Annotated in this window: 28 protein-coding genes; 1 reads left to right on the plus strand and 27 read right to left on the minus strand. The window is 48.9% G+C overall.

All coding sequences use genetic code 11. The features are described from left to right. Position 1: 1 nt before the first annotated feature. From DESHY_RS01555 to DESHY_RS01670, 24 genes are all read right to left on the minus strand, one after another. Complete coding sequence (locus DESHY_RS01555; protein ID WP_008409914.1) at positions 2 to 1135, minus strand: 2-oxoacid:acceptor oxidoreductase subunit alpha; 1134 nt, start codon at positions 1133 to 1135, stop codon at positions 2 to 4. Then, complete coding sequence (locus DESHY_RS01560) at positions 1132 to 1359, minus strand: 4Fe-4S dicluster domain-containing protein (protein WP_048817794.1); 228 nt, start codon at positions 1357 to 1359, stop codon at positions 1132 to 1134. Before DESHY_RS01560 ends, DESHY_RS01555 begins: the two co-directional genes overlap by 4 nt. A 338-nt stretch (positions 1360 to 1697) precedes the next feature. Further along, the gene (locus tag DESHY_RS01565; RefSeq protein ID WP_235695508.1) at positions 1698 to 1925 is read right to left on the minus strand and encodes a MoaD/ThiS family protein; all 228 of its coding nucleotides are present in this window, start codon (positions 1923 to 1925) and stop codon (positions 1698 to 1700) included. Positions 1926 to 2014: 89 nt separating this feature from the next. After that, the gene (locus DESHY_RS13980; RefSeq protein WP_008409918.1) at positions 2015 to 2191 is read right to left on the minus strand and encodes a hypothetical protein; all 177 of its coding nucleotides are present in this window, start codon (positions 2189 to 2191) and stop codon (positions 2015 to 2017) included. 40 nt (positions 2192 to 2231) lie between these two features. Next, positions 2232 to 4079 (minus strand): aldehyde ferredoxin oxidoreductase family protein, encoded by a 1848-nt coding sequence (locus DESHY_RS01570; protein WP_008409919.1) that lies wholly within the window; start codon positions 4077 to 4079, stop codon positions 2232 to 2234. Next, positions 4079 to 4477 carry a 4Fe-4S dicluster domain-containing protein gene (locus DESHY_RS01575; protein ID WP_008409921.1) on the minus strand — a complete coding sequence of 133 codons (399 nt, stop codon included), beginning with the start codon at positions 4475 to 4477 and terminating at the stop codon, positions 4079 to 4081. The genes DESHY_RS01570 and DESHY_RS01575 overlap by 1 nt, the downstream gene beginning before the upstream one ends. A gap of 39 nt (positions 4478 to 4516) precedes the next feature. Further along, positions 4517 to 5665, minus strand: coding sequence for an NAD(P)/FAD-dependent oxidoreductase (locus DESHY_RS01580; protein WP_008409923.1), 1149 nt, complete (start codon positions 5663 to 5665; stop codon positions 4517 to 4519). Then, positions 5658 to 5948 (minus strand): (2Fe-2S)-binding protein, encoded by a 291-nt coding sequence (locus tag DESHY_RS01585; protein WP_008409925.1) that lies wholly within the window; start codon positions 5946 to 5948, stop codon positions 5658 to 5660. The genes DESHY_RS01580 and DESHY_RS01585 overlap by 8 nt, the downstream gene beginning before the upstream one ends. After that, positions 5949 to 6443 carry a 4Fe-4S binding protein gene (locus tag DESHY_RS01590; protein WP_048817795.1) on the minus strand — a complete coding sequence of 165 codons (495 nt, stop codon included), beginning with the start codon at positions 6441 to 6443 and terminating at the stop codon, positions 5949 to 5951. Between the two features lie 12 nt (positions 6444 to 6455). Next, positions 6456 to 7535 carry an NAD(P)/FAD-dependent oxidoreductase gene (locus tag DESHY_RS01595; protein ID WP_008409928.1) on the minus strand — a complete coding sequence of 360 codons (1080 nt, stop codon included), beginning with the start codon at positions 7533 to 7535 and terminating at the stop codon, positions 6456 to 6458. Beyond that, complete coding sequence (locus tag DESHY_RS01600) at positions 7532 to 7837, minus strand: (2Fe-2S)-binding protein (protein WP_008409930.1); 306 nt, start codon at positions 7835 to 7837, stop codon at positions 7532 to 7534. Before DESHY_RS01600 ends, DESHY_RS01595 begins: the two co-directional genes overlap by 4 nt. 303 nt (positions 7838 to 8140) lie before the next feature. Next, the gene (locus DESHY_RS01605; protein WP_048817796.1) at positions 8141 to 9868 is read right to left on the minus strand and encodes a sigma 54-interacting transcriptional regulator; all 1728 of its coding nucleotides are present in this window, start codon (positions 9866 to 9868) and stop codon (positions 8141 to 8143) included. Between the two features lie 212 nt (positions 9869 to 10080). Beyond that, entirely contained in the window at positions 10081 to 10788 is a 708-nt protein-coding gene (locus tag DESHY_RS01610; RefSeq protein WP_008409933.1) for an ABC transporter ATP-binding protein, read from the minus strand. A gap of 3 nt (positions 10789 to 10791) precedes the next feature. Continuing rightward, positions 10792 to 11562 carry an ABC transporter ATP-binding protein gene (locus DESHY_RS01615; protein WP_008409934.1) on the minus strand — a complete coding sequence of 257 codons (771 nt, stop codon included), beginning with the start codon at positions 11560 to 11562 and terminating at the stop codon, positions 10792 to 10794. A 13-nt stretch (positions 11563 to 11575) separates the two neighbouring features. Then, positions 11576 to 12475, minus strand: a complete 900-nt coding sequence (locus tag DESHY_RS01620) for a branched-chain amino acid ABC transporter permease (protein WP_008409935.1) — start codon at positions 12473 to 12475, stop codon at positions 11576 to 11578. A 10-nt stretch (positions 12476 to 12485) separates the two neighbouring features. Continuing rightward, the gene (locus tag DESHY_RS01625; RefSeq protein ID WP_008409936.1) at positions 12486 to 13358 is read right to left on the minus strand and encodes a branched-chain amino acid ABC transporter permease; all 873 of its coding nucleotides are present in this window, start codon (positions 13356 to 13358) and stop codon (positions 12486 to 12488) included. A 98-nt stretch (positions 13359 to 13456) separates the two neighbouring features. Next, positions 13457 to 14650, minus strand: a complete 1194-nt coding sequence (locus DESHY_RS01630) for an ABC transporter substrate-binding protein (protein WP_008409937.1) — start codon at positions 14648 to 14650, stop codon at positions 13457 to 13459. Positions 14651 to 14739: 89 nt separating this feature from the next. After that, on the minus strand, positions 14740 to 16488 hold the full coding sequence (locus DESHY_RS01635; RefSeq protein WP_008409938.1) for a sigma-54 interaction domain-containing protein: 1749 nt from the start codon (positions 16486 to 16488) through the stop codon (positions 14740 to 14742). 141 nt (positions 16489 to 16629) lie between these two features. Then, a complete protein-coding gene (locus DESHY_RS01640) occupies positions 16630 to 17334 on the minus strand; it encodes an ABC transporter ATP-binding protein (protein ID WP_008409939.1) in 705 nt (234 codons plus the stop codon). Next, positions 17335 to 18102 (minus strand): ABC transporter ATP-binding protein, encoded by a 768-nt coding sequence (locus DESHY_RS01645; RefSeq protein WP_008409940.1) that lies wholly within the window; start codon positions 18100 to 18102, stop codon positions 17335 to 17337. After that, complete coding sequence (locus DESHY_RS01650; protein ID WP_048817847.1) at positions 18080 to 19060, minus strand: branched-chain amino acid ABC transporter permease; 981 nt, start codon at positions 19058 to 19060, stop codon at positions 18080 to 18082. Before DESHY_RS01650 ends, DESHY_RS01645 begins: the two co-directional genes overlap by 23 nt. Positions 19061 to 19063: 3 nt before the next feature. Further along, entirely contained in the window at positions 19064 to 19945 is an 882-nt protein-coding gene (locus DESHY_RS01655) for a branched-chain amino acid ABC transporter permease (RefSeq protein WP_008409942.1), read from the minus strand. 78 nt (positions 19946 to 20023) lie between these two features. Continuing rightward, positions 20024 to 21211, minus strand: a complete 1188-nt coding sequence (locus tag DESHY_RS01660) for an ABC transporter substrate-binding protein (protein ID WP_008409944.1) — start codon at positions 21209 to 21211, stop codon at positions 20024 to 20026. Between the two features lie 366 nt (positions 21212 to 21577). Continuing rightward, entirely contained in the window at positions 21578 to 22219 is a 642-nt protein-coding gene (locus DESHY_RS01670; RefSeq protein ID WP_008409945.1) for an adenylate kinase, read from the minus strand. Positions 22220 to 22386: 167 nt separating this feature from the next. On the opposite strand from DESHY_RS01670, the gene DESHY_RS01675 reads away from it, so the two are divergent. Continuing rightward, positions 22387 to 22623, plus strand: a complete 237-nt coding sequence (locus DESHY_RS01675) for a hypothetical protein (protein WP_008409948.1) — start codon at positions 22387 to 22389, stop codon at positions 22621 to 22623. Between the two features lie 233 nt (positions 22624 to 22856). Here DESHY_RS01675 and DESHY_RS14790 read toward each other — a convergent pair whose 3' ends face one another. From DESHY_RS14790 to rsgA, 3 genes are read right to left on the minus strand one after another with little or no spacing between them, the layout of a single operon-like run. Then, positions 22857 to 22970 (minus strand): RCKP-type rubredoxin-like domain-containing protein, encoded by a 114-nt coding sequence (locus DESHY_RS14790; RefSeq protein WP_337999081.1) that lies wholly within the window; start codon positions 22968 to 22970, stop codon positions 22857 to 22859. A gap of 56 nt (positions 22971 to 23026) precedes the next feature. Then, positions 23027 to 23701, minus strand: coding sequence for a ribulose-phosphate 3-epimerase (gene rpe / locus DESHY_RS01680; RefSeq protein WP_008409949.1), 675 nt, complete (start codon positions 23699 to 23701; stop codon positions 23027 to 23029). A 4-nt stretch (positions 23702 to 23705) separates the two neighbouring features. Further along, positions 23706 to 24584: a ribosome small subunit-dependent GTPase A gene (gene rsgA, locus DESHY_RS01685; RefSeq protein WP_008409951.1), complete on the minus strand. Its 879-nt coding sequence runs from the start codon at positions 24582 to 24584 to the stop codon at positions 23706 to 23708. Positions 24585 to 24603: the final 19 nt, after the last annotated feature.

Here is a 24603-nt window from a genome sequence, read left to right on the forward strand (position 1 = left end):
GCTATAACACCTCCCTGATTTTGTTAAGTATGGTTTCCGGCCGGATAAGTTCGCCGTTAGCCTGCAGGCAACCAACTACCTGGCTCCGACCGGCAGCCACCCTTTGCACTTCCAGCAGCAGCTGCCCCCGGTTCATCTCTGCCACCATTAATTTCTTGCCTGCGGCAGCCAGCTCCGCCACTGCTTTTTCCGGAAAAGGCCAGAGAGTTTGCAGGCGCAGTGTGCCAATTTTATACCCATCCTGACGGGCTAACCTGACCGCCCGGGCCACCGCCCTGGCAGTGCCGCCGTAAGAGATTACCACCAGTTCCGCATCCTCTGTTCGCTCACTGTCATAAGTAATAATCTCATCCAAGTGACGGTAGATTTTGTTATGCAGGCGCCGCAACTGCCCTTCAATAATATCAGGTTTTTCGGTAGCAAAGCCGCTCTCGTCGTGAAACAAGCCGGTTACATGAAAACGATAGCCTTCGCCAAAACATGCCATGGGCGGTGCTTTATCTTCCTCTGCCCGGTAAGGGTAATAGTCCTCCCGGCTGACCTTCGGCTTGCAGCGGTCGATTACTGTAAGCCCGCCTGGCGCAGGCAGTGTAACTTTTTCTCTCATATGGCCCACCACTTCATCCATCAGCAGGATGACCGGCACCCGGAATTGCTCTGCCAGGTTAAAGGCTCTGACTGTTAAGGCAAAGGTTTCCTTAACGGAGGATGGGCTTAAAACAATAATTGGATGGTCACCGTGGGTGCCCCAGCGGGCCTGCATGACATCTCCCTGGGCCGGTGCAGTGGCTACCCCGGTACTGGGCCCCAGTCGCTGCACATTTACTACCACACAGGGCACCTCCGCCATGCAGGCATAACCGATGTTTTCCTGTTTTAAGGAAAAACCCGGCCCGCTGGTGGCTGTCATGCTTTTGACGCCGGTTAAAGAAGCCCCCACCACTGCTGCCATACCGGCGATTTCATCTTCCATCTGAATAAATTTACCCCCCACCTGTGGCAGGCGTTTGGCCAGGATTTCCGCAATTTCCGTGGACGGAGTGATCGGATAACCGGCATAAAATCGCATTCCGGCATAAATGGCTCCTTCGGCGCAGGCTTCGTTGCCCTGCACCAAACGTGCGTCACTGTTCATTGCTCTGCCACCTCCAGGGTTATGGCATAGTCGGGGCAGAAACTTTCGCAAAGCCCGCAGGCCACGCAGCTGTCAGGCCGGACAACTTCCAGCCGGTTACCCGCACTAAAGGCCAGCACCCCTTTGCTGCAAAAAGCTATACAAATACCGCACTTTTTGCACCAGGCCTGGTTAACGGTTACGGTGGCCGGTCGCAGACCGGGCGCTAAAGAGAGATCTGTCACAACACTACACCCCAATCTGAAATACTTTATCGCCAATCCAGCCTGTAAATATATCTCAGTGAACATTTTAAGGGGTTAATTTTTGACTATTTAGATAATTAAGAACAGATTACTGCTAAAACCTCGGCAAGTCAACCTCTTTGGGGCTGCACGTCATTGCGGCAACCCTGCCCAGCCGGTAATTTGGCCAAATGGCGGTAATTTTCAGAAAAATACATATATTTTGGCGCTTACCTGCCATGAGATATAAACAGTAAAAGAAGGAACAGCACTTTTGTTATTGGCCAGGGCATGGTTAGGCCGGCAAGAGTGCAACAGGCTACGGCCTGTTGCACCCGTTAGCCGCCGGCCAGCGGGGAAATTAATACAATTTCTGCATTGTCAGCCGGCTTATAAGATAAATCCCTGCGTTGACCGTTAACCACCACCGTCATGACCAGTTGGTGGTTTACCTGTATCTGCTGCAGAATTTCTTTTACCGTTAAAGGTTTGCTTAAAGAAACTGTCAGCACTTCTTTGCCGGCGGGAAAATATTCAGTCAGCAAACCGGTTACTCTTACATGCACCTGCAATATATCACTTCCCTCAGTTTGTTAAGGGGATAGTCTGACAAAGGAAAGTCATGGTGGTTTGATGATCCCCGGCCGGCGACTTGTCAAAGCACCGGCCGCAGCACTTGCTGAGCAAAAGGAGCCATTGGGGTGGCGCTCTCAGGACGTGGGCGCCGGCCGAACCGGGCCAGGCGGGCCGGTTCCAGGCGACCCCAAAGGCGACCGGAGCGAATCACAGTGCTGTCGGTGCGTAGACCGAGCCAAAGGGGATCATAAATCACAACTAAGATTTGTCGTCAACCTAACCGGTCCGTGCAATAATTAACTGAGCTTGCGCCCGCAGGCCTCCAACTCTTCAATCACAAAGTCTAATCCCATTTGCGCCAATTTTTGCCGGGTGGGCAGGCCGTTTTTATCCCAACCCCGCAGGCGGTAGTAGTCATCCAACAAGAAATCCAGGGTTTCCATGGATATAATGTCCCCGGCATTGGGTCCGCCGGTGACGGTTTCTTCATAAAAGCGGGCCGGCGGGTAGTCGTATTTCCTGCCGTAATCCGCCAGTTCTCGCCAGGCAAAAGCCCGGGTAAGGTGCCATACCTTTTCTGAAATTTTCATTAAATCGTCCTGTGTATAATCAAACCCGGTTACATAGCGCAGTACTTCCGGATAGTGGGCCAATTCAAAACCTATTTCTACCCATTGCAGACGGCAGCAGCCGATCATATCAAAGAAGGGGCGGATATGCTGCAGTTCAATAACCTTCTGGGCTTTGCCTTCCAGTACCCGGCGGCCCACCGCAATGTCATGGGTAACCGACCAGGCCCGGTTGTGGTGAGCACCCAGGTCACAGGTCATATAGGCCAGCATGTTGGACGGGGCGCTGCGGGATTCATAACCGCTCCACTCCAGTCCCTTAACCTGAATGGCAAATTTGATGGCATCGCCGCCCAATTGCTCGGCTGCATATTTGACACCCTCAGCCAGGATGTTGCCAATGCCCTCCCGGGCAGCAATTTTCTCCAGCAGATATTGGAAGCTGGCCAAATCACCGAATTTTAACTCCCTGCCCGCCTGTTCTTTAGTTAATATGCCTTTTTCAAAGCATTCCATAGCAAAGCCAATAACATTGCCGGCCGAAATGGTATCCAACCCCAGCTCATCACATAAGTAATTCAAATAACCCACTTGCTCAATATTTGTGAATAAACAGTTGCCGCCGATGAGAGCGGTGGTTTCATACTCCGGACCTTCAGTATAAACATTGTAAGGTTTAACATAACAGTATTTACCGCAGGGGCTGGGGCAGCCAAAACACCCCTTATCGGTGACCACCATTTTTTCCCGCATTACCTTACCATCCAGGTTTTCATTGCCTTCCAGATAAGATGATTGGAAATTTTTAGTAGGAAAAGCGCCAATATTATTGGCCCAGACCGGTACACCGGCAGTACCGTAATTTTGCCACTCATCCAGGTTTTCTTTGGCAAAACACCCTTTAAGCATTTCCTTGCCCTTTTCTACAGTTGCCTTAAGATCCGCCAGGGGTATTGCTTGCTGGCCGCAAATTGCAATAGCCTTTACTTTTTTACTGCCCATGACGGTACCCATGCCGGTACGCCCCGCCTGGCGGCCGAAGTCGTGAGAAATGCAGGCGTATTTAACCAACCGTTCGCCGGCCGGACCAATGGTGCAAATTTGGAATGCTTCGCCCAATTCATCCTTTAAGGCTTTTTCGGTTTGGATAGCGCCCTTACCCCACAGGTGAGAGGCATCCCTGATTTCCACCTGGTTGTCTTTTATATAAATGTAACAGGGCCGGCTGGCGGCTCCTTCCAGTATGATCACATCGTAGCCGGCATATTTCATTTCAGCGGCAATATGGCCGCCCATGCAGCTTTCACCGTAAATGCCGGTGGCGGGAGATTTAGCGCCAAAGCTCACTTTGCCGCCGGCCGGCACCAGGGTGCCGGCTAACGGGCCGGTAGACATAACCAGCTTGTTTTCCGGCCCCAGAGGGTCTATACCGGGTTTTAACTCATCCCAAAGAATTTTGGCAATAAAACCTCGCTGGCCAATCCATTGGCGTGCCATTTCCGGTGGCAGTGGTTGAATATGCATTTCACCGCTGGTTAAGTTAATTCTTAAAATGTTGCCGCCGTAACCGTACATTACTGCACCTCCCTGGCATCCGCATCGTATATCGCTCCCCGCTGGCACAATTCAACACACTGGCCGCAAGCTACACACTTAATGGGCGCTTTTTCGGCCGGGTGCTGAACCATGGCCTCAGAGGGGCAAGACTCTACGCAGGCACCGCAACCGGTACATTTTTCTTTATCAATACGGTAAACCCCACCGGCTTCTTGGATGGCCTCTGCCGGACAGACAGCAGCGCAAAGGCCGCACTGGTTGCAAATATTAATTTCATAGCGGCCGGGCGCAGGAAAATGCCCGATAATTTTTACGGCAGCTTTTTTGGGATTATTTTCGTTAAAGTTATGCAGGCTGCAAATCACCTGACAGGTGCGACAGCCCGAGCAGCGGGCTTCGTTTAATGCAATTTGCAAAGATGCTCACTCTCCTGTTGTTAATTTTTTGTTAGTTAATTAAACCACCGACGGCTCTACATAGAGCTCTCCCCGCTCAAAACGGGTAAAATCAAACATGCTGATGGGAAAACCGGTTGGTTCGCCCAGGATGTGTTCGGCCATTAGCTTGCCGGTCATGGGAGCAATCATAAAGCCATGGCCTGAGAAACCGGCTGCCAGGTGAAAACCTTGCAGGCCGGGAACACTGCCAAGAATTTGCTGGCGGTCTGGCGTTAAGTCATAAAGGCCGGCCCACTGGCGGACTACCCGCAGATTAGCCAGGGGAGGCAAGATAAAAGTTGCTTTGGCTGCCATCTCGTGCAGGAACTGCCAACTGCCCTGCTGGTTATATTCCTTAGGTTCATTGGGATCACCCAACCCCATAATAAAACTGCCGTGAGGTACCTGCTGGCAATACAACCCGTGATAAAAGCTCATCACCATGGGCCCCTGCATCATTTCCACCGGTTCGGTTACCAGAATCTGGTGGCGTTCGGGCGTAATGGGCAGGTCTACACCTACGGTAGCCGCCAACTCCCGGGAATGAGCGCCGGCGCAGAGAACAACCACAGGCGTTTCAATTATCCCGCCGCCGGTTTCTACACCGATTATTTTACCATCCCGTTCCAGCAGCCGGCTAACTTCCGTATAGGTCATGATTTCCACCCCTAAGCGTTTGGCCGCCTTGGCGTAAGCATCGGTGGTTTTAAAGGGGTTACAGTGACCGTCCTTACCGCAAAAGGTAGCCCCCAACAATCCCTGGGTGTTTAAATGGGGTACAATTTCTTTGGCCTCCTCCGGCGTTACCCAGCGGGAAGGTATGCCCAGGCGGTGCTGTACACCCAGGTTTTTATGAAACTGCTCGACCATTTTTTCGGTATATGCCAACAACAGGTAACCGCCCTGTTTAAATTCAATACTGTCGGGATACTCCAGTTCTTCTTCCAGGTGTTCAAACATTTCTATGCTGTGCTTCGCCAACAGACAGTTGGTTTCGGTACCAAACTGCATGCGCACGCCGGCACCGCAGCGACCGGTAGCACCGCTGGCAAGATAACCTTTTTCTATTAATACAATGTTTTTAGCACCCTTTTTAGCAAGGTTGTAAGCAATGGAGCAGCCAATAACGCCGCCGCCCACAATAACATAGTCAGCGGTTTTATTCATGTTCGGTACCTCCTGCCAGAACACCCAATTTAACAGGGGTGGTAGGCTGGCGAAAAACCGTCAGGGGAATTTCCCGGACAGGACGCCCGGTAGCCCTGGCCAGTTCATTAACAATCAAGGGGGTGCAAGTTCTGCCCTGGCAGGGCCCCATACCTACCCGGAGCAGTCTTTTTAATTGCTCCAGGTCAGTGATGCCCTGCTCAATATAACCCCGTACCTCTTCTAAGGTAATATCCTCGCAACGGCAGATAACTGTGGTAGCAGTTTGGTTTGCGTCACACATTTACCCCACCCCCTTAACTTTGCAATGGCGAACTTCCATCATTAAATCTTTGGCTACTGCCAGCCAGATAATGGCGGTGCGATCCTGTGCCTGCGCATTCTGCACCCGCACAACCCGGGCTTCTCCCACAGCCTGACCGGCCCGGTTGACCGCAGTCACCACATCACCCACGGCCGGCAGGGGATGAAATTCATAGGGCAGCTTGACCAGTGCTTCCTGTTCTCCATAGGCAGCATCCACGACAAAAATAGCTAAACCGGGGCACCGGCTCATACAGGTGCCACAACCGTTGCATTTATCAAAATCTATCTGCGGCCGCTGGTTGATATCGGTAAATTCTTTGATAGCCCCCTGTTTACAACTGTGGTAGCAGGGATCACAGGGTATATTTTGAAAACATTCGGCAATGGCCACCGGTCCCCGTGCCAGCCTTGCCGCCGGAGGTACTACCTGAGCCAAATCATCCGGGGTGGCAATTCCGTTTTCTGCCAGCATGCGCATCACTCCTCACTTTAAAAGAACTTGGGCCAAGCCCTTGCGAATCTTTTCTCCCACCGGCCCGGAACGCAACCCGGCCAGTTGGACCAGCAAATGCTGCCGGTCAGCGGCCAGACTTTCACTGGTGTAACCCAGGTCGGCAGCTGCATTTAAGCCTGCCAGGGCCCCCTCCATCATGGCTGCTGAGGCTTCTTCAATGCCAGATACATCGCCCGCTACATAAATACCGGGTACGGATGTTTCTAACCGTTCATTGCGCAAAGGGACATGGCCGCCCAGTTCCGGGACAAACACCATCCGGCAGCCGGCCTGCCATAATAATTCTGTTAAAGGAGTTAACCCTACAGACAAGCAAATAACATCCACATCAAACATCTTTTCGGTACCCGCCACCGGCTGCCATTTTTCATCCAGCTGCACCACCGTGGCACCGGTTACTTCCCTGGTGCCGTGGGCCCGTAGAATGGTATGGCGGGTATAGATGGGTACGCCGGCGCGTACCACCTTGGCTGCATGAACCCAATAGGCACCGATGCGGGGAGCTGCTTCAATAATTGCTGCCACTTCTACCCCGGCCTGCAACAGTTGATAGCTGACAATCACCCCAATGTTGCCGGCCCCCACCATCAGTACCCTTTGCCCGGGTTTAACACCGTACACATTTACCAGGGTTTGTACTGCTCCTGCTCCGTACACCCCGGGTAAATCATTGTTGGGAAACAGCAAAGTCTTTTCTGCCCCGCCGGTAGCAATAATCAGCCGCTGAGGTTTAACGGTAAAAACCTTGCGCTGCTGTTCCACCAGCAAAACACCGTCCTCATAATAACCAAGGGCGGTAGCTTCGGTCATTACTTTGATGTTTGGCTGAGCGGTAACCTGCTGCGCCAGTTCCCGGGCAATATCGATACCCCGTTCGGATGCCCGCTGTTCTTTGGAACCAAAGAAACGGTGGGTTTGTTTAATTAACTGGCCGCCCAGATAGTCGTTGCGGTCTATCAAATACACCTCGGCTCCCAGTTTGGCAGCCTGCAGGGCAGCTGACAGGCCCGCCGGACCGCCACCGACTATGGCAATTTCGGTTTGTTTCACTTTAACTCACCTTTCCCCTTCTGGGTTTCCACCACCATGCCTTCCCGCAAGCGCTCCACACAAACCCTTACATTGGGTTCCCCGTTTACCACCATTAAACAGGAGGAACAGTTTCCGATATTGCAAAACAGCCCCCTGGGGCGGTGTAAACGGCCGCTTTCCCGCATAACACGAATCCCTGCTGCATGCAAGGCGGCGGCAATGGTTTCGCCTTCATAACCCTCCAATTCTTTACCGTCAAAAATAAATTTAACTTTTTTACCGGTCCTAAATTCTAATATTGGATGTTCAGTTATCCGCATCTGCCTTACCCCCCTCATAAATGAAGTAAAGCAAAATCCATGCCAAAAGGACAATTTGCCATCTCTCAAAAACACAGTTGCTTGCGATAAAGCCTCGAGTTATTGATATTAGACGTTTTTTGAATAGCATTAATTGTTATTAAATTTTTTTTGCCAAAAAAAAACACGTATTACACGTGTTTTAAAACTTTAATTAAGATATTGTTGTATAGTTTTCTGTACAATCTTAAGTATTATTGGACATAGTTGTTTGGACAGTTCTTAACAGGGACATAGTTAGGGGGATAGTCTTAGCCGTTACCGCTACATAATTCCCAGTTGATGCATTTTGTAGTAAAGTGTGCTGCGCGGGATACCCAGCATGCGGGCTGCCTCAGAGCGATTGCCATTGACTTGTTTTAAAGTACGAATAATCAGCTCCCTTTCGGTTTGTTCAGTAACCGAAGCCAAACCAACCGTAGCGGTTGACTGGTCCTGGCGGGATCCCGTTTTTAAGGTTTCAGGGATAGCGCTCTCGGGAATGGTATCTCCTTCGGTCAAAATAACCATCCGCTCAATAACATTTTTTAATTGCCTTATATTGCCCGGCCAGGCATAAGCCAAAAATGTAGCCATCACGCCCGGTTCCAGTTTGTTGATTTGCTTTTGATACAGTTGGCTGAATTCCTGCAAGAACAGGTAAACCAACTCCGGAATGTCCTCCCGTCGCTCTCTGAGGGGAGGTATTTCCAGGGCAACCACATTCAGACGATAATAAAGATCCTCCCTAAATTGACCGTTGGCCATCATTTCTTCTAAAGAACGGTTGGTAGCAGCTATGATCCTGACATCCACCTTTACCGGTGTGGCACCCCCTACCCGGTAAAATACCCCGTCCTGCAGCACCCTTAATAATTTTACCTGCATATCCGGGGGCAGCTCACCAATTTCGTCCATAAACAGGGTACCGCCGTCTGCCAGCTCAAACACTCCCGGTTTCCCCTTTTTATCAGCACCCGTAAAGGCGCCGCTTTCATAGCCAAACATTTCGCTTTCAAATAAGCTAGGAGGGATAGCTGCACAGTTAATGACAGAGAATTTTTTATCCGACCTCGGGCTGGCCTCGTGGATCGCTTTCGCAAACAGTTCTTTACCGGTACCGCTTTCTCCCCGCAAAAGAATGACTGCATTGGTGGAAGCTGCTTTCCTGGCAATATTAATCAGCTCAATCAAGCGTTTATGATGGCCTTTGATGGCCGCAAAAGGATTTCTGCCGGCGGAAATTTTGTGAATTTCATTTTCCAAGCGTTTTACCTGGGTACTGGCCTGCGTTAACTTTTGATTTAATTGGACAATTTCCGTTATATCCCTTTCAGCGGTCACCCCGCCGATTACCTTGGGACCCAAACGCACGGGAGTGGCATTAATCAATACATGGGTGCCTTCCACCGGTTGGTGATGAAGTGCCCTTATTTCCTCCCATTCTTTATTCACCCGGGTTACTACCAGGTTGGAAAAAAATTGGTTAATAGGCTTTCCCACAATATCCTGAGCTTTAATGCCGTACAACTCTTCCGCCCGGCTGTTCCAGATAACCACCCTGTCAAAATTGTCTACAATGCAGACTGCTTCTTCAACCGTTTCAACCACTGCATTAATACGTGCCTCAGTTTCGCAAACCCGCAGCGCCAGGTCATGAAAAACCTGGTCATAGGATAAAACACCCAGCACTTCTCCCTGCCTGTTCCTGCAAACCAAAGCATGATAACGCAACTCCGGCAGAAAGGCCAGAATCTCTCTCTCCAGATCCTCTTCATCCAGGGAAGAAAAATCCCTTTTCATTACCTGTCTTACCTTAACATCAGACTCCAACCGCCGGTTAATGGCATCCTTCCAAAGCAACACCCCCACCAGCTTGTCCTCTTCGACAACCAGCACCACAGGACGATTGGGGATTCCTTTTTCCCTCACTTCGCCAATGGTAGTATCTGGAGTAACAGGCAGCAGGTCTTTATACAGCATATCTTTTACGGTTAAAAATCCTTTGTGCAATATAATCACCCCAGTCATTTAAGAAGTGAGAGATAAAACAACAAAAACAGCCGGTCTGCCTGCTATAGTTTTAGCCTTGCCGTCAGTTTGGCAGCAAACTTGTCAGAGTTTATATCAACTTTACCGGTAGGTTTCTGATCCCTTCTGCTAAGGTTTCCGCACCGGCGGCACGCTGATTTCGCTACGGTCGTCATGGGCCTTGATATTATTTATTATTCTCCTAAATAAGCCTTGCGCACTTCAGGATTATTGGCTAATTCCTTTGCCGAACCGGCCAGCACCAGTTCCCCTGTTTCCAGTACATAAGCCCTGTGCGCAATAGATAAAGCCATATGGGCATTTTGTTCCACCAATAAGATGGTGGTGCCGTTTTGGTTAATCTCTTGTATAATTGAAAAAATTTCCTGTACCAGCATCGGTGCCAGCCCCATGGAAGGTTCGTCCATCAGCAGTAGGGTAGGCCTGGACATTAAAGCCCGTCCCATAGCCAGCATTTGCTGCTCTCCCCCTGAGAGGGTTCCGGCCAACTGTGCTTTGCGTTCCGCCAAGCGGGGAAAACGTTGAAAAACCCTTTCTATATCTGATTTAATATTGGCCCTGTCCTTGCGGCTGTAAGCCCCCATTTCCAGGTTTTCTAAAACAGTCATTCTGGTAAAAACCCGGCGCCCCTCCGGCACCTGGCAAATACCAAGACTGACAATTTGGTGCGGCGGTAATTTGGTGATGGGTTGCCCCCGGTAAATAATACTCCCGGCTTGCGGGCGGATTAACCCGGAAACGGTGCGCAGGGTGGTGGTTTTGCCGGCGCCGTTTGCTCCGATTAAAGCAACAATTTCTCCTTCGGCTACCTGGCAGGAAATGCCCTTCAGCGCCCTGATAGCCCCATAAGAAACATGCAGGTCTTTAACTTCAAGCAGCATGGGCTAAACCACTTCCTTTCCCAAATAGGCGGCAATTACCGCCGGGTTCCGCTGGATTTCTGCCGGGGAACCTGACGCTATTTTTCTGCCATAATCTAAAACTGCTATGCGATCAGATAAACTCATAACAAATTTCATGTCATGTTCCACTAAAAATATGGTAAGGCCCATGGCCTGGATTTTTCTAATCATACTCATAAGGGTTTGCTTTTCCTGCGGGTTCATGCCGGCAGCCGGTTCGTCCAATAACAACAGTTTCGGGCGACTGGCCAACGCCCGGGCTATTTCCAACCGGCGCTGTTCGCCGTAGGGCAGGTTCATAGCCAATTCATCTGCTTTGTGTTCAAGTTCCATCAACTTCAAAGCCTCAAGAGAATTTTCCGTAATAGCTCTCTCCTCTGCCAGCACTGCCGGAGTACGCAGCAGAGCTCCCAGAAATCCGGCCCCGGTTCTGCAGTGCATACCGATTTTCACATTGTCAAGTACGGTCATTTCACCAAACAGCCGAATATTTTGGAACGTTCTGGCAATACCCAGTTTGGTAATTACATGAGGTTTCAATCCGTTAATTTTACTGCCCATAAACCGAATTTCTCCGGCGGTAGGAGCATAAATACCGGTAATGAGGTTAAATATGGTACTTTTGCCCGCCCCGTTGGGCCCGATTAACGCCCTTACGGTGCCTTCTTCAATTTTCATATCAACACTGTCTACCGCGGTGAGGCCGCCGAATCGGATGGATACGTTGTCCAGTTCCAAAATAGTCTTTGACATTGTCTTCACTCCTTTAGTTAGCCCCGCCGGAGGCAGATGTGCCGGTTTGTTGTATGCTTTTACGGGCAAACAGACGCCGTAATTGCACGCCGCCCAGCAAGCCCCTGGGCCGTACAATCATCATAAAAACCATTAACAAACCATAAACCATCATCCGGTAATCCGAAATAAATCTTAAAAACTCCGGTGCCAAGGTTAGGACACCGGTACCCAGAATTACCCCGGGAATACTGCCCAAGCCGCCTAATACAATGAAGGTTAAAAACTCAAAGGATTTAATAAAACCAAAATCCGATGGATTTAAGTATTGAATCAGATGGGCATACAAAGCACCGCTGATGCCCGCCAAAAAAGTGCCGATGGCAAAGGCGGCAATCTTAGTGGAAGTAAGGTTGACTCCCATGGCTTCCGCAGCTATCTCATCTTCCCTAATAGCCGCCAAAGAGCGGCCAAAGCGGGAGTTCTCCAGACGAAACATAGCCCAAACAGTAATGATAACCAGTAGCAATACCACTGTCAGTGTGGTATGGCGGGGAATGCCTGCCAGTCCCAAAGCACCGCCGGTAATGGTCATGTTTAAGAAAACAACCCGCACTATTTCACCAAATCCCAGGGTAGCAATGCCCAGGTAGTCGCCGGTTAAACGCAGGGTAGGATAGCCCAGAAGAACTCCCCACAGCCCGGCCATCAAGCCGCCTGCCAAAACAGCCAACCCGAAGGGCAAATGAAGTTTGAGACTTAATATGGCTGATGTGTACGCTCCAATGCTTAGAAAAGCTGCATGACCAAAGGAGAGTTGTCCGGTGACACCGGTAATCAAGTTAAGTCCCAACGCACCGATCAGATAAATACCCAACATTGTCAGCACTTGAATGTAATAGTCATTTAAAAACATGCTAAAAATGCTATCCATGACAACCTACCTACACTTTCCTCTGGATTGGTCGCCCCAGTAAGCCGGTGGGCCGGAACAGCAACACAATAATCAGTAAGGTAAAGGCAATGGCATCCTTGTACAGGTCAAATCCACCGGCTATGCCAAGGGTTTCGGCTACCCCCAGAAACAACCCGCCCAGCATGGCGCCGGGTATGCTGCCAATCCCGCCCAGGACGGCAGCGCAAAAGGCTTTGAGGCCGGCTAAAACACCCATAAAAGGAGATACCGAGTTAAAATAAATGCCTACCAGCACGCCACCTGCAGCGGCCAGGGCCGAACCGATAGCGAAAGTAAAGGATATCACCTGGTTTACGTTAATCCCCATCAGGGCTGCCGTATCATAATCTTCCGAGGCAGCCCGCATGGCTTTGCCGATTTTTACATATTTAACAACAAAATGAAGGCCTGCCATCAACAGACTGGCAACAATTAAAATAATAACTTGGACTTTGCTGATTTCCACCGGCCCCAATTTATACAAGGCATCGTTAATTACAGGGGGAAAGGCAACCGGCTGGGGACCTTTAATTTTCGTCATCAGGGTTTGTAAAAAAATAGATACACCAATGGCAGAAATCAAGGGAGCTAAACGAGTGGACCGGCGCAGCGGGCGGTAAGCAATACGCTCAATGGTAACGCCCATAATCATGCAGGCGGCCATGGCAGCCAGCAGCGAAACCACCAATCCCTGTTGGAATACGGAAACCATTAAAACCCCGACGAAGGCTCCTACCATATATATTTCTCCATGGGCAAAGTTAATTAATTGTATGATACCGTAAACCATGGTATAGCCCAGGGCAATAAGAGCGTAAGTTGCGCCCAGTGTAATACCGTTTAATATTTGCTGCGACAGCATGTCCTCATCTCCTTCCTACGGGGTGTTTAAACAGTGGTTGCAGCCATTACAGAATACGAATGGCTGCAACCTTTTAATCTTAATTTTTTATTTCCGGTTTACTTAACATCCACCGTTTCTTTTACAACAAACTTACCGCCTTTAACTTCCAGCAGGTAGACAGGACTCTTGATAGGTTCCCGGTTTTCCCGGAAGGTAATGGTACCGGATACGCCGGTCCAGTCTTTGGTCTTAGCCAGTTCAGCGCGGAATTGTTCAGGATTGTCACTGCCGGCAGCCTTAATGGCATCCGCAATCAGCATGACGGCGTCATAACCTTGAGCAGAGAACATATCGGGCAGGGCACCGTTGTTGCCTGCTTTATAAGCCTCGATAAACTTCTTGGTTTTTTCGCCTGCTTTTTCTTCGTCCGCAGCAAAACCACAGTATACCATGCTGCCTTCCACTGCGTCGCCGCCCATCTTCATCAGCACGTCAGACAGCAGGCCGTCGCCGCCTACCATAACAGCTTTCATACCTTGTTTTCTGGCTTCCTTCATAAACAGGCCGCCCTCAGTGTAGTAACCGGTGAAAATAATGCCATCCGGGTTTTTATCTTTTATAGCGGTAACCTGGGCAGCAAAGTTTTGATCGCCGTCCTGGATGCTCTGTTCCGCAACAATTTCCATCTTGTTGGCAGCCAATGCTTCTTTAAAGAGTTTGGTTAAGCCAACGCTGTAGTCATTATTCATGGAAGTGATAACCGCTACTTTCTTCCAACCCAGCTTTTCATTGAGGTATTTGGTAACAGCCGGGGCAGCCACGGCATCCAGCAGGGTATCGCGGAAAATGTAGTCACCGATTTCCACGACACCGGTGCCTACAGCACCGGCGGACAGCAGCACAACTTTATTTTGCTGAGCAATGGGAGCGGCTGCCTTGGTAATACCGGTGGTGGGATCGCCCACAATGGCTACAACCTTGTCACGGGTAATCAGTTTCTGGGTTACGTTGGTACCCTCAGAAACCTTGCTGCCATGGTCTTCTTCAATAATTTCAATTTTCTTGCCAAGTAAACCGCCGGCGTCATTAATGTCCTTGGCGGCCATTTGCATTCCTTTGAGGGTTTCTACGCCGTAAGCAGCATGCCCGCCGGTTTTGGCGCCCAGGAAACCAATCTTAATGGTATCCCCGCCGGAAGCGGCTTTTTCCCCTTCTGCCGCCTTTTTCTCCTGGCTGCCGCCACAGCCCGCCAGGATCAGGGCAGTCACTGCCAACAGCACTAACAGCTTCCATACATTACTTTTTTTCATCTCTCTAATCTGCCTCCTTCTTTATTATTTAATTATTACAGATTAAGCTAATTAATTAATAAATGAACTCACCTCCCGTATGCTTGATGTTATCCTTTAGCAGGAATACCCAGTTGACGCAGTTTATAATATAAAGTGCTTCTGGGAATACCCAGCACCCTGGCCGCCTCCGAGCGGTTGCCCCTGACTTGCTGCAAAGTTTTAAGGATCAGTTGTTTTTCAGCTTCGACGGCCACATTCATCAGTTTACCTTGGGCAACCGGACTTGTCACCAGAGATATATAAGTATTGCGGCGCAGGTTTTCCGGCAATGCCTGTTCGTCAATGACATCACCGTCGGTGAGCACGACCAGTCGTTCGACGGCATTCTTTAACTCCCGCACATTACCGGGCCAGGTATAATCTAAAAAGGAACTCATCACCGCCGGTTCGATTTTTTTAATGGATTTGTCGTATTTGCGGCAGAATTCCTGCATAAACAGGTGCACCAGCTCAGGTATATCTTCCTTTCTTTCGCGCAACGGGGGAATTTCCAAGGAAACAACATTCAGCCGGTAATACAGATCTTCTCTGAACTGGCGGCGGTTGATCATCGCCTCCAGGTCCCGGTGGGTGGCTGCCAGCACCCTTACGTTAACCTGCACCGGTTGCGCTCCGCCCACCCGGTAAAAAACACCTTCTTGCAGTACCCGCAGCAATTTGGCCTGCATTTCTACAGACATTTCACCTACTTCATCCAAAAACAGCGTGCCCCCGTTAGCCAGTTCAAACATGCCGGGCTTACCTTTCCGGTCTGCTCCGGTGAACGCCCCTCCCTCGTAACCAAAAAGTTCGCTTTCAAACAGGTTATTGGGAATGGCACCGCAATTAACTACAATAAAAGGATTCATGTGGCGGGAGCTGTTTTGGTGAATGGCACGGGCCATCAATTCCTTGCCGGTGCCGCTTTCTCCCCTTAGCAAAACGGTTGCGTCCGTTGTACTGATTTTTTTACCAAAGGCAATCAGGTTTTGCATAACCTGACTGCGTCCAATCAGCTTGCGAAAAGCACAATCCTGTCCGGAAATCTTACGGATTTCCTGTTCCAGCAATTTCACCTGGGAACTGGCTTTGGTTAATTCCTGGTTCAGCTGTACCAGTTCCGTAATATCTTTTTCCACTGCCAGGCCGCCGATTACTTTATCCTGCCACTGCACCGGCGCTGCATTAATCAGGACATGGGTTCCTTCGCAGGGTTGATGGTAGTGGCCCTTAAGCTCTTTCTTTTCGTGCATGCAATTGCTGATACGCAAGTTAGTGAAAAAATCTTCAATGCGGGCAGACAAAATTTTCTCTGCCTTAACCCCGTAAAGTTCTTCAGCTTTAGGGTTCCACACCACCACCCGGTGCTGTTTGTCAATGCCGCAAATGCTTTCATTAACCTGGCATAAAAGGGTTTCGAAATAACTTAGCACCCTGACCAACTCTTTTTGCAGGGCATTGGCTGCCTGCAGGGGATCAAGCATACCTGCCGGTCGATTGTGACTGTCTTTGATGACAGGTATTGCTGTAGGATTTTTTATCCATTGTTTAAACAGTTCATCAATGGTCAGCTGTTCGTTAATGAATAAAGCCGGTCGCCGTGCTACCGTGTGCAAAGCAGCATTTTCCGCCGCAAAGATTAAATCGCAAGCTAAAATAACCATGTGCCGGTCTTTGACACGCAATAACAAACCGCCCAAAAGGCCTGATTGCAGCAATCTCTGTCCTTCCTTTACAGAGATTGACTCATCAACTTCCTGGACAGGCAGATTGTGCAAATCACAGGCTTTTGGGTTAAATTCATGGTACCTCCCCATAGCCTCTCACATCCAGGTTACATTTTTTTCTTACGTTACCTTAAGAAAATTAATTCCACAGTACTGCAAAAATTCCTGCATCTGTTTGAATCTTTTTATGAACATGTGTCAAGTTGTGTGCAAGCAATTGACACATGTCATCTAGCCGCCTAAATATGCTTTTTTGACTTCGGGTGATTCCAGCAGTTCCCTGGCATCTCCCGCCAGGACAATTCGCCCGGTTTCAACCACATAGCCCCGGTGGGCAATAGACAAGGCCATTTTGGCATTTTGTTCCACCAGCAAGATGGTAGTACCCTGCTCATTTAATTCTTTGATAATGGAAAAAATTTCTTTTACCAAAATAGGCGATAAGCCCATAGAAGGCTCATCCAATAACAGCAGGCGTGGCTTGGACATCAAAGCACGCCCCATGGCCAGCATTTGCTGCTCGCCGCCGGATAAACTGCCTGCCAGCTGGTTTTTCCTTTCGCGCAGCCGGGGAAATCTGTTGTACACATGTTCCATGGATTCAGCCACTTCGCTTTTGTTTTTATTCAAAAAGGCACCCAGCTCAAGATTTTCGTATACGGGCATATTGGCAAAAATTCTGCGCCCTTCCGGCACTTGGGTCAACCCCATTTTAACTATTTCCGGTGTCGCCAAGCCGGTAATATCTTTGCCTTCAAAAACAACCCGGCCGCTTTTGGGTTTGAGCAAACCACATATGGTATTCAAGGTGGAGGTTTTGCCGGCGCCGTTTGCGCCAATCAGAGTAACGATCTGCCCCTGGGGAACCTCCAAAGAAATGCCTTTAAGGGCATGGATGGCACCGTAATATACATGAACGTCTTCCACTTTCAGCATTTAGGAGGCCTCCTCTCCCAGATAAGCTTCAATTACCCGCCGGTTGTTGCGAATCTCCTCCGGTGTGCCGATGGCAATAATTTGGCCGTAATCCAGCACGTAGATTATCTCGCAAACTCCCATCACCAGCGACATATCATGCTCAATCAGCAGGATGGTTAAATCAAATTGTTGCCTGATCCAGCGGATCAATTCCATTAATTCGTGGGTTTCCTGCGGATTCATGCCTGCGGCCGGTTCGTCCAACAACAACAGGCGGGGCTGGGTAGCCATCGCCCGAGCTATTTCCAACCGCCGCTGCTCACCATAGGGCAAGTTTTTAGCCAGTTCGTTATATTTATGTTCCAGTTTAAAAATCTTTAAAAGTTCCATGGATTTTTCATGTATTTCTTTTTCCCCGGCATAAAAACCCGGCAGCCGGCAGATTGCCCCCACCAGCCCGTATTTGGCGTGGCGGTGATAGGCAATCTTTAAATTGTCTATTACCGTCAGGTCATTAAACAGGCGTATGTTTTGAAAGGTCCGGGCTATGCCTCGATGGTTAATTTGGTATGGTTTTAAACCCACCAGGCTCTTGCCGTCCAGTTTTATATCACCGGAGGTAGGCAAATACACACCCGTCAACATGTTGAACACAGTTGTTTTACCTGCCCCGTTAGGACCGATCAAGCCCGCCAGAGCATTTTTGGGAAGTTGCATGTTAAAATTGGAAACAGCCTTTAAACCCCCGAAAGATATGGACAGGTCATTGACTGACAGCAGTGCCATGTTGTTTTTCCTCCTTATCTTTCGATTTTTTACGGAATAAGCGCAGGCTGAATTCCTTGGTTCCCATCAGGCCCTGGGGCCGGAACAGCATGATGATAATCAGCAGCAGCGCATATATAACCAAACGCAGTTCGGCAAATTTTTGCAAAGAAGCAGAGATAATGGTCAGCACAATGGCTGCTATAATCGAACCGGTTATACTGCCCTGTCCCCCCAATACCACCATAACTAAAATATCAAAGGATTTTAGAAAGTTAAAGGTGTTTGGTTGAATGGTATAAAAATAATGGGCATGCAAACCGCCGGCCAGACCGGCAAACAGCGAACCGATGGTAAAGGCCATTACCTTATACTTGGTTGTATGAATGCCCATGGCCTCGGCGGCAATTTCGTTTTCTCGGATAGATATAGTGGCTCTGCCGTGCGTAGAATTGACAAAGTTCCAAATGACCAGCACTGTCAACACGGTTAACCAAAAAACCCAGGTCCAGTTGGCTAATTTGGGGATGCCGGAAAGGCCATAGGCACCACCGATATAATCAATATTAACAATAAGGCCCCGAATGATTTCACCAAAACCCAGGGTGGCAATGGCCAGGTAATCACCACGCAGGCGCAGGGTAGGCAGACCTACCAGAACACCGCAAAGGGCAGCCAGCAACGCCCCCACCAGCAGGGCAATGATAAAAGGCAAGTGGGCCTTAAGGGTAATCATGGCAGCTCCGTAGGCACCCACGGCCATGAAGCCGGCGTGCCCGATGGAAAATTGTCCGTTAAAGCCGTTAATTAAGTTCAGGCTTACGGCCAATATTACGTTAATGCCGATTAAGATAAGGTTTAACTCATAGTAAGGATTAAGAATGCCGCCTTTAATCAGAAAATCGACCGCACCCCAAACAGCAATCAAAATTAATAAAATACCTATCTGCTTGCCGATTTTACGCTCGTACATTGACATCACCTACACTTTCTCCCGGACATTCTTACCAAACAAGCCGGCCGGTTTGACAATCAAAATAATGATCAGGATGATAAAGGCCACCGGGTCACGGTAAAGGGATTTACCATAACCGCTTACCATCGCCTCCACAATTCCCAACAAGAAACCACCGGTCATTGCTCCGGGGATGATGCCAATGCCCCCCAGTACGGCCGCTACAAAGGCCTTCAAGCCGGGCATAATACCCATCAAAGGATTAATGGCGTTATAATAAATTCCCACCAGCACGCCTGCCGCCGCCGCCAGGGCGGAGCCAATGGCAAAGGTTGCTGAAATGGTCTTATTAACATTGATACCCATTAATTGAGCTGTTTGTTTATCATGGGAAACAGCCCGCATTGCCTTACCGATTTTTGTTTTATGCACAATGTACTGCAGCAGTACCATTAATGCAACAGTAACCACCAGAATAATGATTTGGCGGTTGGTAATAACCAAATCACCGAAAAGTTTGTATTGCACTTCGGGCAAAACCTGAGGAAAGGTCCGTACTTGGGGCGTTACCATCAACATCATACCGTATTCCAGAAACAGTGAAACACCAATGGCGGTAATCAATGCGGCAATCCTCGGGGCGTTGCGCAATGGAGTGTAAGCCAGTTTCTCAATGACCATGCCCAGGATAGCGCAAACCACCATAGCTAACAGCAGAGCCGGTACAAAGGACCAGCCCAGAACGGCTGTGGCAAAAAAACCCAGATAGGCACCCACCATATAAATATCGCCGTGGGCAAAGTTAATTAATTGGACAATACCGTAAACCATTGTATATCCCAGGGCTATCAGCGCGTAGATGCTGCCCAGTGAAATACCGTTAATCAGTTGTTGTAAAAAAACTTCCAAAGATGCCACCCCAATTCGTTGTTTTGCAGACAGGTGAGGGGTTACCCCCTCACCTATAGAATGATCAGCCCGGTGATTTTAAGGATTTACATATGTTTTATAAACTTGCTTGCCGTCTTTCATTTCCAGAATAGCGGCACCCTTGATCGGGTTGTGGTTTTCGTCAAAGGACAGTTTTCCGGTAACAGCCTGTACATCTTTGGTTGCTTTGAGAGCTTCTTTAATTTTTTCAGGACTTCCGTCACCGGAACGCTTAATGGCATCAACAATCAGTATGGCCGCGTCATAACCGAGAGCAGCCATAGAATCAGGCACCTGACCGAATTTAGCTTTGTATTTTTCTACAAATGCCTTAACGTTAGGATCATCCTGTTCAGAGGAGTAGTGGTTGCTGAAATAGGTGTTGTTGAGAGCTTGGGCGCCGGCAATTTCGGCCAGCTTGGGAGAATCCCATCCGTCGCCGCCCAGGAAGGGAACCGTAATACCCACTTCACGTCCCTGTTTAACGATTTTACCAACCTGCTCGTAGTAGCCGGGGCAATATACAACATCAGGATTCAAACCTTTAATCTTGGTCAGGGTAGCTTTAAAATCCTGATCTTCCGGCACGAAGGCTTCCTCACCGAGAATATTGCCGCCTTGTTTGGTGAAAGATTCTTTAAAGAATTGAGCTAAGCCTTTGGAATAGGGAGAGTTGTTATCAACATAGATGACTGCTGTCTTGGCTTTCAGATCTTTAATGGCAAAGTTGGCCATTACGGTGCCCTGGAAGGGGTCAATAAAACATGCACGGAACACGTATTCGCGCACCTGTTTGCTATTGGGGTCCACAGTTACATCCGGGTTGGTGGCTGAGGTGGTTAAGACGGGGATTTTATTGTCGGCCGCCACCTGGATAAAGCCAAGGGTATCACCTGAGGTGGTAGCGCCAAGAATGGCTGCCACTTTATCCTGAGTGATTAAACGGGTGGCTACGTTGGCAGCTTCGGTGGCATCGGATTTGTTATCCAACTTAACAAACTTGATCTTTTTATTCAGCACTCCGCCGGCGGCGTTTACTTCATCGAAGTATAACTCGGCTCCGTTAGCCGCAGCTGTGCCAAAGGTAGCTACGTTACCGCTTAACTCAAAGTTACCGCCAATGACGATTTCATTGGCAGACGCAGCTTTTTGCTCTTGTTGAGCGCCACCGCTGCCGCAGCCAGCTGCTAAAACTGCCAGCATCACCATTACTGCCAAGAGGGCAGCAAAACGAACCTTTTTCATACTAATTAATCCCCCTCTGATTCTTTGCTCGGTGCACACTTGCTTTACCGCGTTAGACCTGTCAGTAGTTTAATCACCTCCCGATGCGACAAAATATTAGATTTGATTAAAAATTTCTACGAAAAAATATTCCACGACAGCGGTTGAATTCCTCCAGGCAGTATTTTAAAAAATAAGATTTTTTAAGAAAAATATTGTGTGCAGCATACTGACATAATTTGGCCGTTCTGTTCGCTTTGTTGGGTGCTAAACAGTATAAAAAATTAACCGCCCAACGGTTAGGGCGGGCAAACAAAACAACCCTGCCACCGAGAAAATCGGCTGACCAGGGTTGTTTGGCCGGAAAGTTCTGTTTTTATATTACACTTATTTTACAGCGGCCAGAATATCTGCTAAAACTTTGCTGATTTCTTGATCGCCGTTAATGTTTTTCAAAATTCCCTTTGCAGCATAATAGTCAATCAGGGGTTTGGTTTTTTCAATATAGGCATTTAAACGGGTGCCCACGGATTCTTCGTTATCGTCCGAGCGCTGGTACAGCTCACCGCCGCAGGTGTTGCATTTGCCTTCTTCTTTGGGAGGATTAAAAAGAACGTGATAGGAAGCGCCACAGCCTTTGCAAACCCGACGGCCAGTTAAGCGGGCCATTAATTTTTCCAGGGGTACTTCAATATTAATTACGCCGTCTAACTTAATGCCCATGTCCTGCAGGGTAGCATCCAGGGCGGCCGCCTGCTCAACAGTGCGAGGGAAGCCGTCCAACAGGAAACCTTGTTGGCAATCCGGCTGGGACAAGCGATCTTTAACCATACCAATTACTACTTCGTCAGGTACCAAGGCACCTTTATCCATGTATTCCTTGGCTTTTTTGCCCATTTCGGTACCTTCCTTAATTGCTGCCCGGAACATGTCGCCGGTGGAAATGTGGGTAATGTTTAATTCCTTAACCAATACTTCTGCCTGGGTGCCTTTGCCGGCGCCGGGGGGGCCCATGATTAATAAATTCACAACTATCCCTCCTGAATTAATTAATAAGCTCGTGCCTAATGATATTGTATATTATATCACAAACCGGTCAATATGAATTAGCAAGAAAAAACAAAAAATGTTTCCATTGGAAAGCGCCACACTTAAGTTTATAATAAAGAAAAATATGATGAAAGGAATGTAAAACCATGACTGTCAATGTTGACAAGTTTGTTCAGGAGCACCAGGAGGAAATTATCGCCCTGGTTAACAACAGTTTAAACCGGGCCGGTGATATAGTGGCCAAAAAGGTGCAATCAGGTGAACTGGGTGCCACTCTGCAAGATGTTTTGCCGGTCATGCTGTATGAGATATTACTCACAAATACCGTGGCAACCCTGCGGCTGGTGGCAGACATGCTGAATAACAGCACCGGACTAAACTAAAAGTTTTATCATTATCCTGACGGCATTAAGCAGTTAAACCCGGGGGCGTATCTGACAGCCGGTCATACTGCTGACGTAAACAGTTTTTAACCTGCCGGTGATGGCAGTATATTTTGTAACGGTGCAAAATAAAAAACATCCCGTTTCACTATAAGAGTGGACGGGATGCTTGTTTTTGGTGTTATATTGCTGTAGAAGTCGGGTGGCAGAACCGGAAACGACTTTGGGAAAAGCTACTTGGTTTCTTCTTTGGCAAAATCTTCTTTGGTAGCCCCGCAGGCACATTTCTGGGGACGGCAGCGGCCTTCTTTGGTGGCACCGCATTTTTGACATTTCCATACAGCCATTTATCTCAGCCTCCTTTTACTATAGAGTTTTTTGGGATCCGGTCATAAGCCGGCCGCTAACAGATAGCTGCTGTGGCTTGTTCGGCTGCCCGGCGGATATCATGTACCGCTTGCGCAGGATCAGGCGCCCCGAAAACGGCCGAACCGGCCACCAATACCCGGGCGCCCGCCCGGGCTACCAGAGGAGCTGTCTCGGCATTGATGCCGCCGTCCACTTCAATTTCAGCGGTCAATCCGTTTTGCTTGATTAAGCGGGAAAGTTCATCGATTTTAGGCAGTACCTGGGGAATAAATTTTTGCCCGCCAAAGCCGGGATTAACCGTCATTAATAAAACCAGATCCAGCAAAGGTAAGATGTATTGTATAACATTTAAAGGCGTATGGGGATTTAATGCAACCCCGACTTTCGCCCCGGTTTCCTTAATTTGCGTGACACAACGGTGCAGATGGGTGCAGGCTTCGGCATGAATACAGATTAAATCGGCCCCCGCTTGTACAAAGTCGTCAATATATCGTTCGGGTTGTTCAATCATCAAGTGAACATCAAAGAACATTTTGCTGTGCGGCCGCAGTGCTTTGACAAGCAATGGTCCCAAGGTAATGTTCGGAACAAAATGACCGTCCATCACATCAATATGAAGGTACTCGGCACCGGCTTGTTCAACCTTTTGCACAGATTGGGCAAGATGAGCAAAATCTGCTGATAAAATTGACGGTGCGATTTTAAGCATATTATTAGTATCTCCTCTCCTGCTGCAAAACTTCCTCTAAAAACATTAGGTAATGTTGGTACCGGGTCTGATTGATCAATCCCTGCGCTACGGCTGTTTTAACGGCACAATGGGGTTCGTGGCAATGCAGGCAGCCTTTAAATTTGCACTCTGCCGCACAGGCAGCAAATTCCGGAAAACAATATCCCAGCTCTTCCCTTTCCATGTCAGGCAAATCCAAACTGGAAAAACCCGGAGTATCCGCTACAAAACCACCGTTCGTAAGTGGCAACAATTCAACGTGACGGGTGGTATGTTTACCTCTTCTCAACTTATAGCTGATCTCGCCGGTTTTTAACTGCAAACCCGGCTGCACGGCATTTAGCAGGCTGGACTTTCCTACTCCGGAAGGGCCTGCCAGTACGGAAGTTTTGCCCGCCAGCAATTGACGCAGGTCATCAATACCTTCATTGTTTTGGGTGCTGGTAATAACCGTCGGATAACCTATTTTGCGGTACAACCTGAGCCACTCGTGATCACGTCGGCCGCTCAACAGGTCTGCTTTATTTAAGCATACCACCGGAGCCACACCGGCATGCTCGGCTAAAACCAAAAACCGGTCCAGCAGAGCCAAGTTTGGCTCCGGGTCCTGGACGGCAAAAACAATCACCGCCTGGTCTATATTGGCCACCGGGGGGCGAAAAAGTTCTGTTTTGCGAGGCAGCACTTCATCGATGCGTCCGGTGTTACCTCTCACGGGTGTTACCCTGACACGGTCTCCCACCAAAGCAGCGGCACCTTTTGCCAAACGAAATTTGCCCCGCAAGGTACACTGCCAAATTTCCGCGCCCTTTTGGACATAATAAAATCCACCGTAGGCCCTAATTAAAACCCCTTCAAACACGCAATTACCCTCTCCTTGA

Source organism: Desulforamulus hydrothermalis Lam5 = DSM 18033, from assembly GCF_000315365.1.
Taxonomy (GTDB): domain Bacteria; phylum Bacillota; class Desulfotomaculia; order Desulfotomaculales; family Desulfotomaculaceae; genus Desulfotomaculum; species Desulfotomaculum hydrothermale.

What these genes read in the sequence shown, in the direction of transcription:
- rpe (WP_008409949.1), bottom strand. Translation starts at nt 23,701, where the DNA reads ATGCTTAAAATCGCACCGTCAATTTTATCAGCAGATTTTGCTCATCTT.
- DESHY_RS01615 (WP_008409934.1), bottom strand. Translation starts at nt 11,562, where the DNA reads ATGTCAAAGACTATTTTGGAACTGGACAACGTATCCATCCGATTCGGC.
- DESHY_RS01640 (WP_008409939.1), bottom strand. Translation starts at nt 17,334, where the DNA reads ATGCTGAAAGTGGAAGACGTTCATGTATATTACGGTGCCATCCATGCC.
- DESHY_RS01645 (WP_008409940.1), bottom strand. Translation starts at nt 18,102, where the DNA reads ATGGCACTGCTGTCAGTCAATGACCTGTCCATATCTTTCGGGGGTTTA.
- DESHY_RS01555 (WP_008409914.1), bottom strand. Translation starts at nt 1,135, where the DNA reads ATGAACAGTGACGCACGTTTGGTGCAGGGCAACGAAGCCTGCGCCGAA.
- DESHY_RS01675 (WP_008409948.1), top strand. Translation starts at nt 22,387, where the DNA reads ATGACTGTCAATGTTGACAAGTTTGTTCAGGAGCACCAGGAGGAAATT.
- DESHY_RS01635 (WP_008409938.1), bottom strand. Translation starts at nt 16,488, where the DNA reads ATGGGGAGGTACCATGAATTTAACCCAAAAGCCTGTGATTTGCACAAT.
- DESHY_RS01585 (WP_008409925.1), bottom strand. Translation starts at nt 5,948, where the DNA reads ATGTGTGACGCAAACCAAACTGCTACCACAGTTATCTGCCGTTGCGAG.
- DESHY_RS01660 (WP_008409944.1), bottom strand. Translation starts at nt 21,211, where the DNA reads ATGAAAAAGGTTCGTTTTGCTGCCCTCTTGGCAGTAATGGTGATGCTG.
- DESHY_RS01630 (WP_008409937.1), bottom strand. Translation starts at nt 14,650, where the DNA reads ATGAAAAAAAGTAATGTATGGAAGCTGTTAGTGCTGTTGGCAGTGACT.
- DESHY_RS01590 (WP_048817795.1), bottom strand. Translation starts at nt 6,443, where the DNA reads ATGCTGGCAGAAAACGGAATTGCCACCCCGGATGATTTGGCTCAGGTA.
- DESHY_RS01580 (WP_008409923.1), bottom strand. Translation starts at nt 5,665, where the DNA reads ATGAATAAAACCGCTGACTATGTTATTGTGGGCGGCGGCGTTATTGGC.
- DESHY_RS01610 (WP_008409933.1), bottom strand. Translation starts at nt 10,788, where the DNA reads ATGCTGCTTGAAGTTAAAGACCTGCATGTTTCTTATGGGGCTATCAGG.
- DESHY_RS01600 (WP_008409930.1), bottom strand. Translation starts at nt 7,837, where the DNA reads ATGCGGATAACTGAACATCCAATATTAGAATTTAGGACCGGTAAAAAA.
- DESHY_RS14790 (WP_337999081.1), bottom strand. Translation starts at nt 22,970, where the DNA reads ATGGCTGTATGGAAATGTCAAAAATGCGGTGCCACCAAAGAAGGCCGC.
- DESHY_RS01650 (WP_048817847.1), bottom strand. Translation starts at nt 19,060, where the DNA reads ATGTCAATGTACGAGCGTAAAATCGGCAAGCAGATAGGTATTTTATTA.
- DESHY_RS01570 (WP_008409919.1), bottom strand. Translation starts at nt 4,079, where the DNA reads ATGTACGGTTACGGCGGCAACATTTTAAGAATTAACTTAACCAGCGGT.
- DESHY_RS01620 (WP_008409935.1), bottom strand. Translation starts at nt 12,475, where the DNA reads ATGGATAGCATTTTTAGCATGTTTTTAAATGACTATTACATTCAAGTG.
- DESHY_RS01625 (WP_008409936.1), bottom strand. Translation starts at nt 13,358, where the DNA reads ATGCTGTCGCAGCAAATATTAAACGGTATTACACTGGGCGCAACTTAC.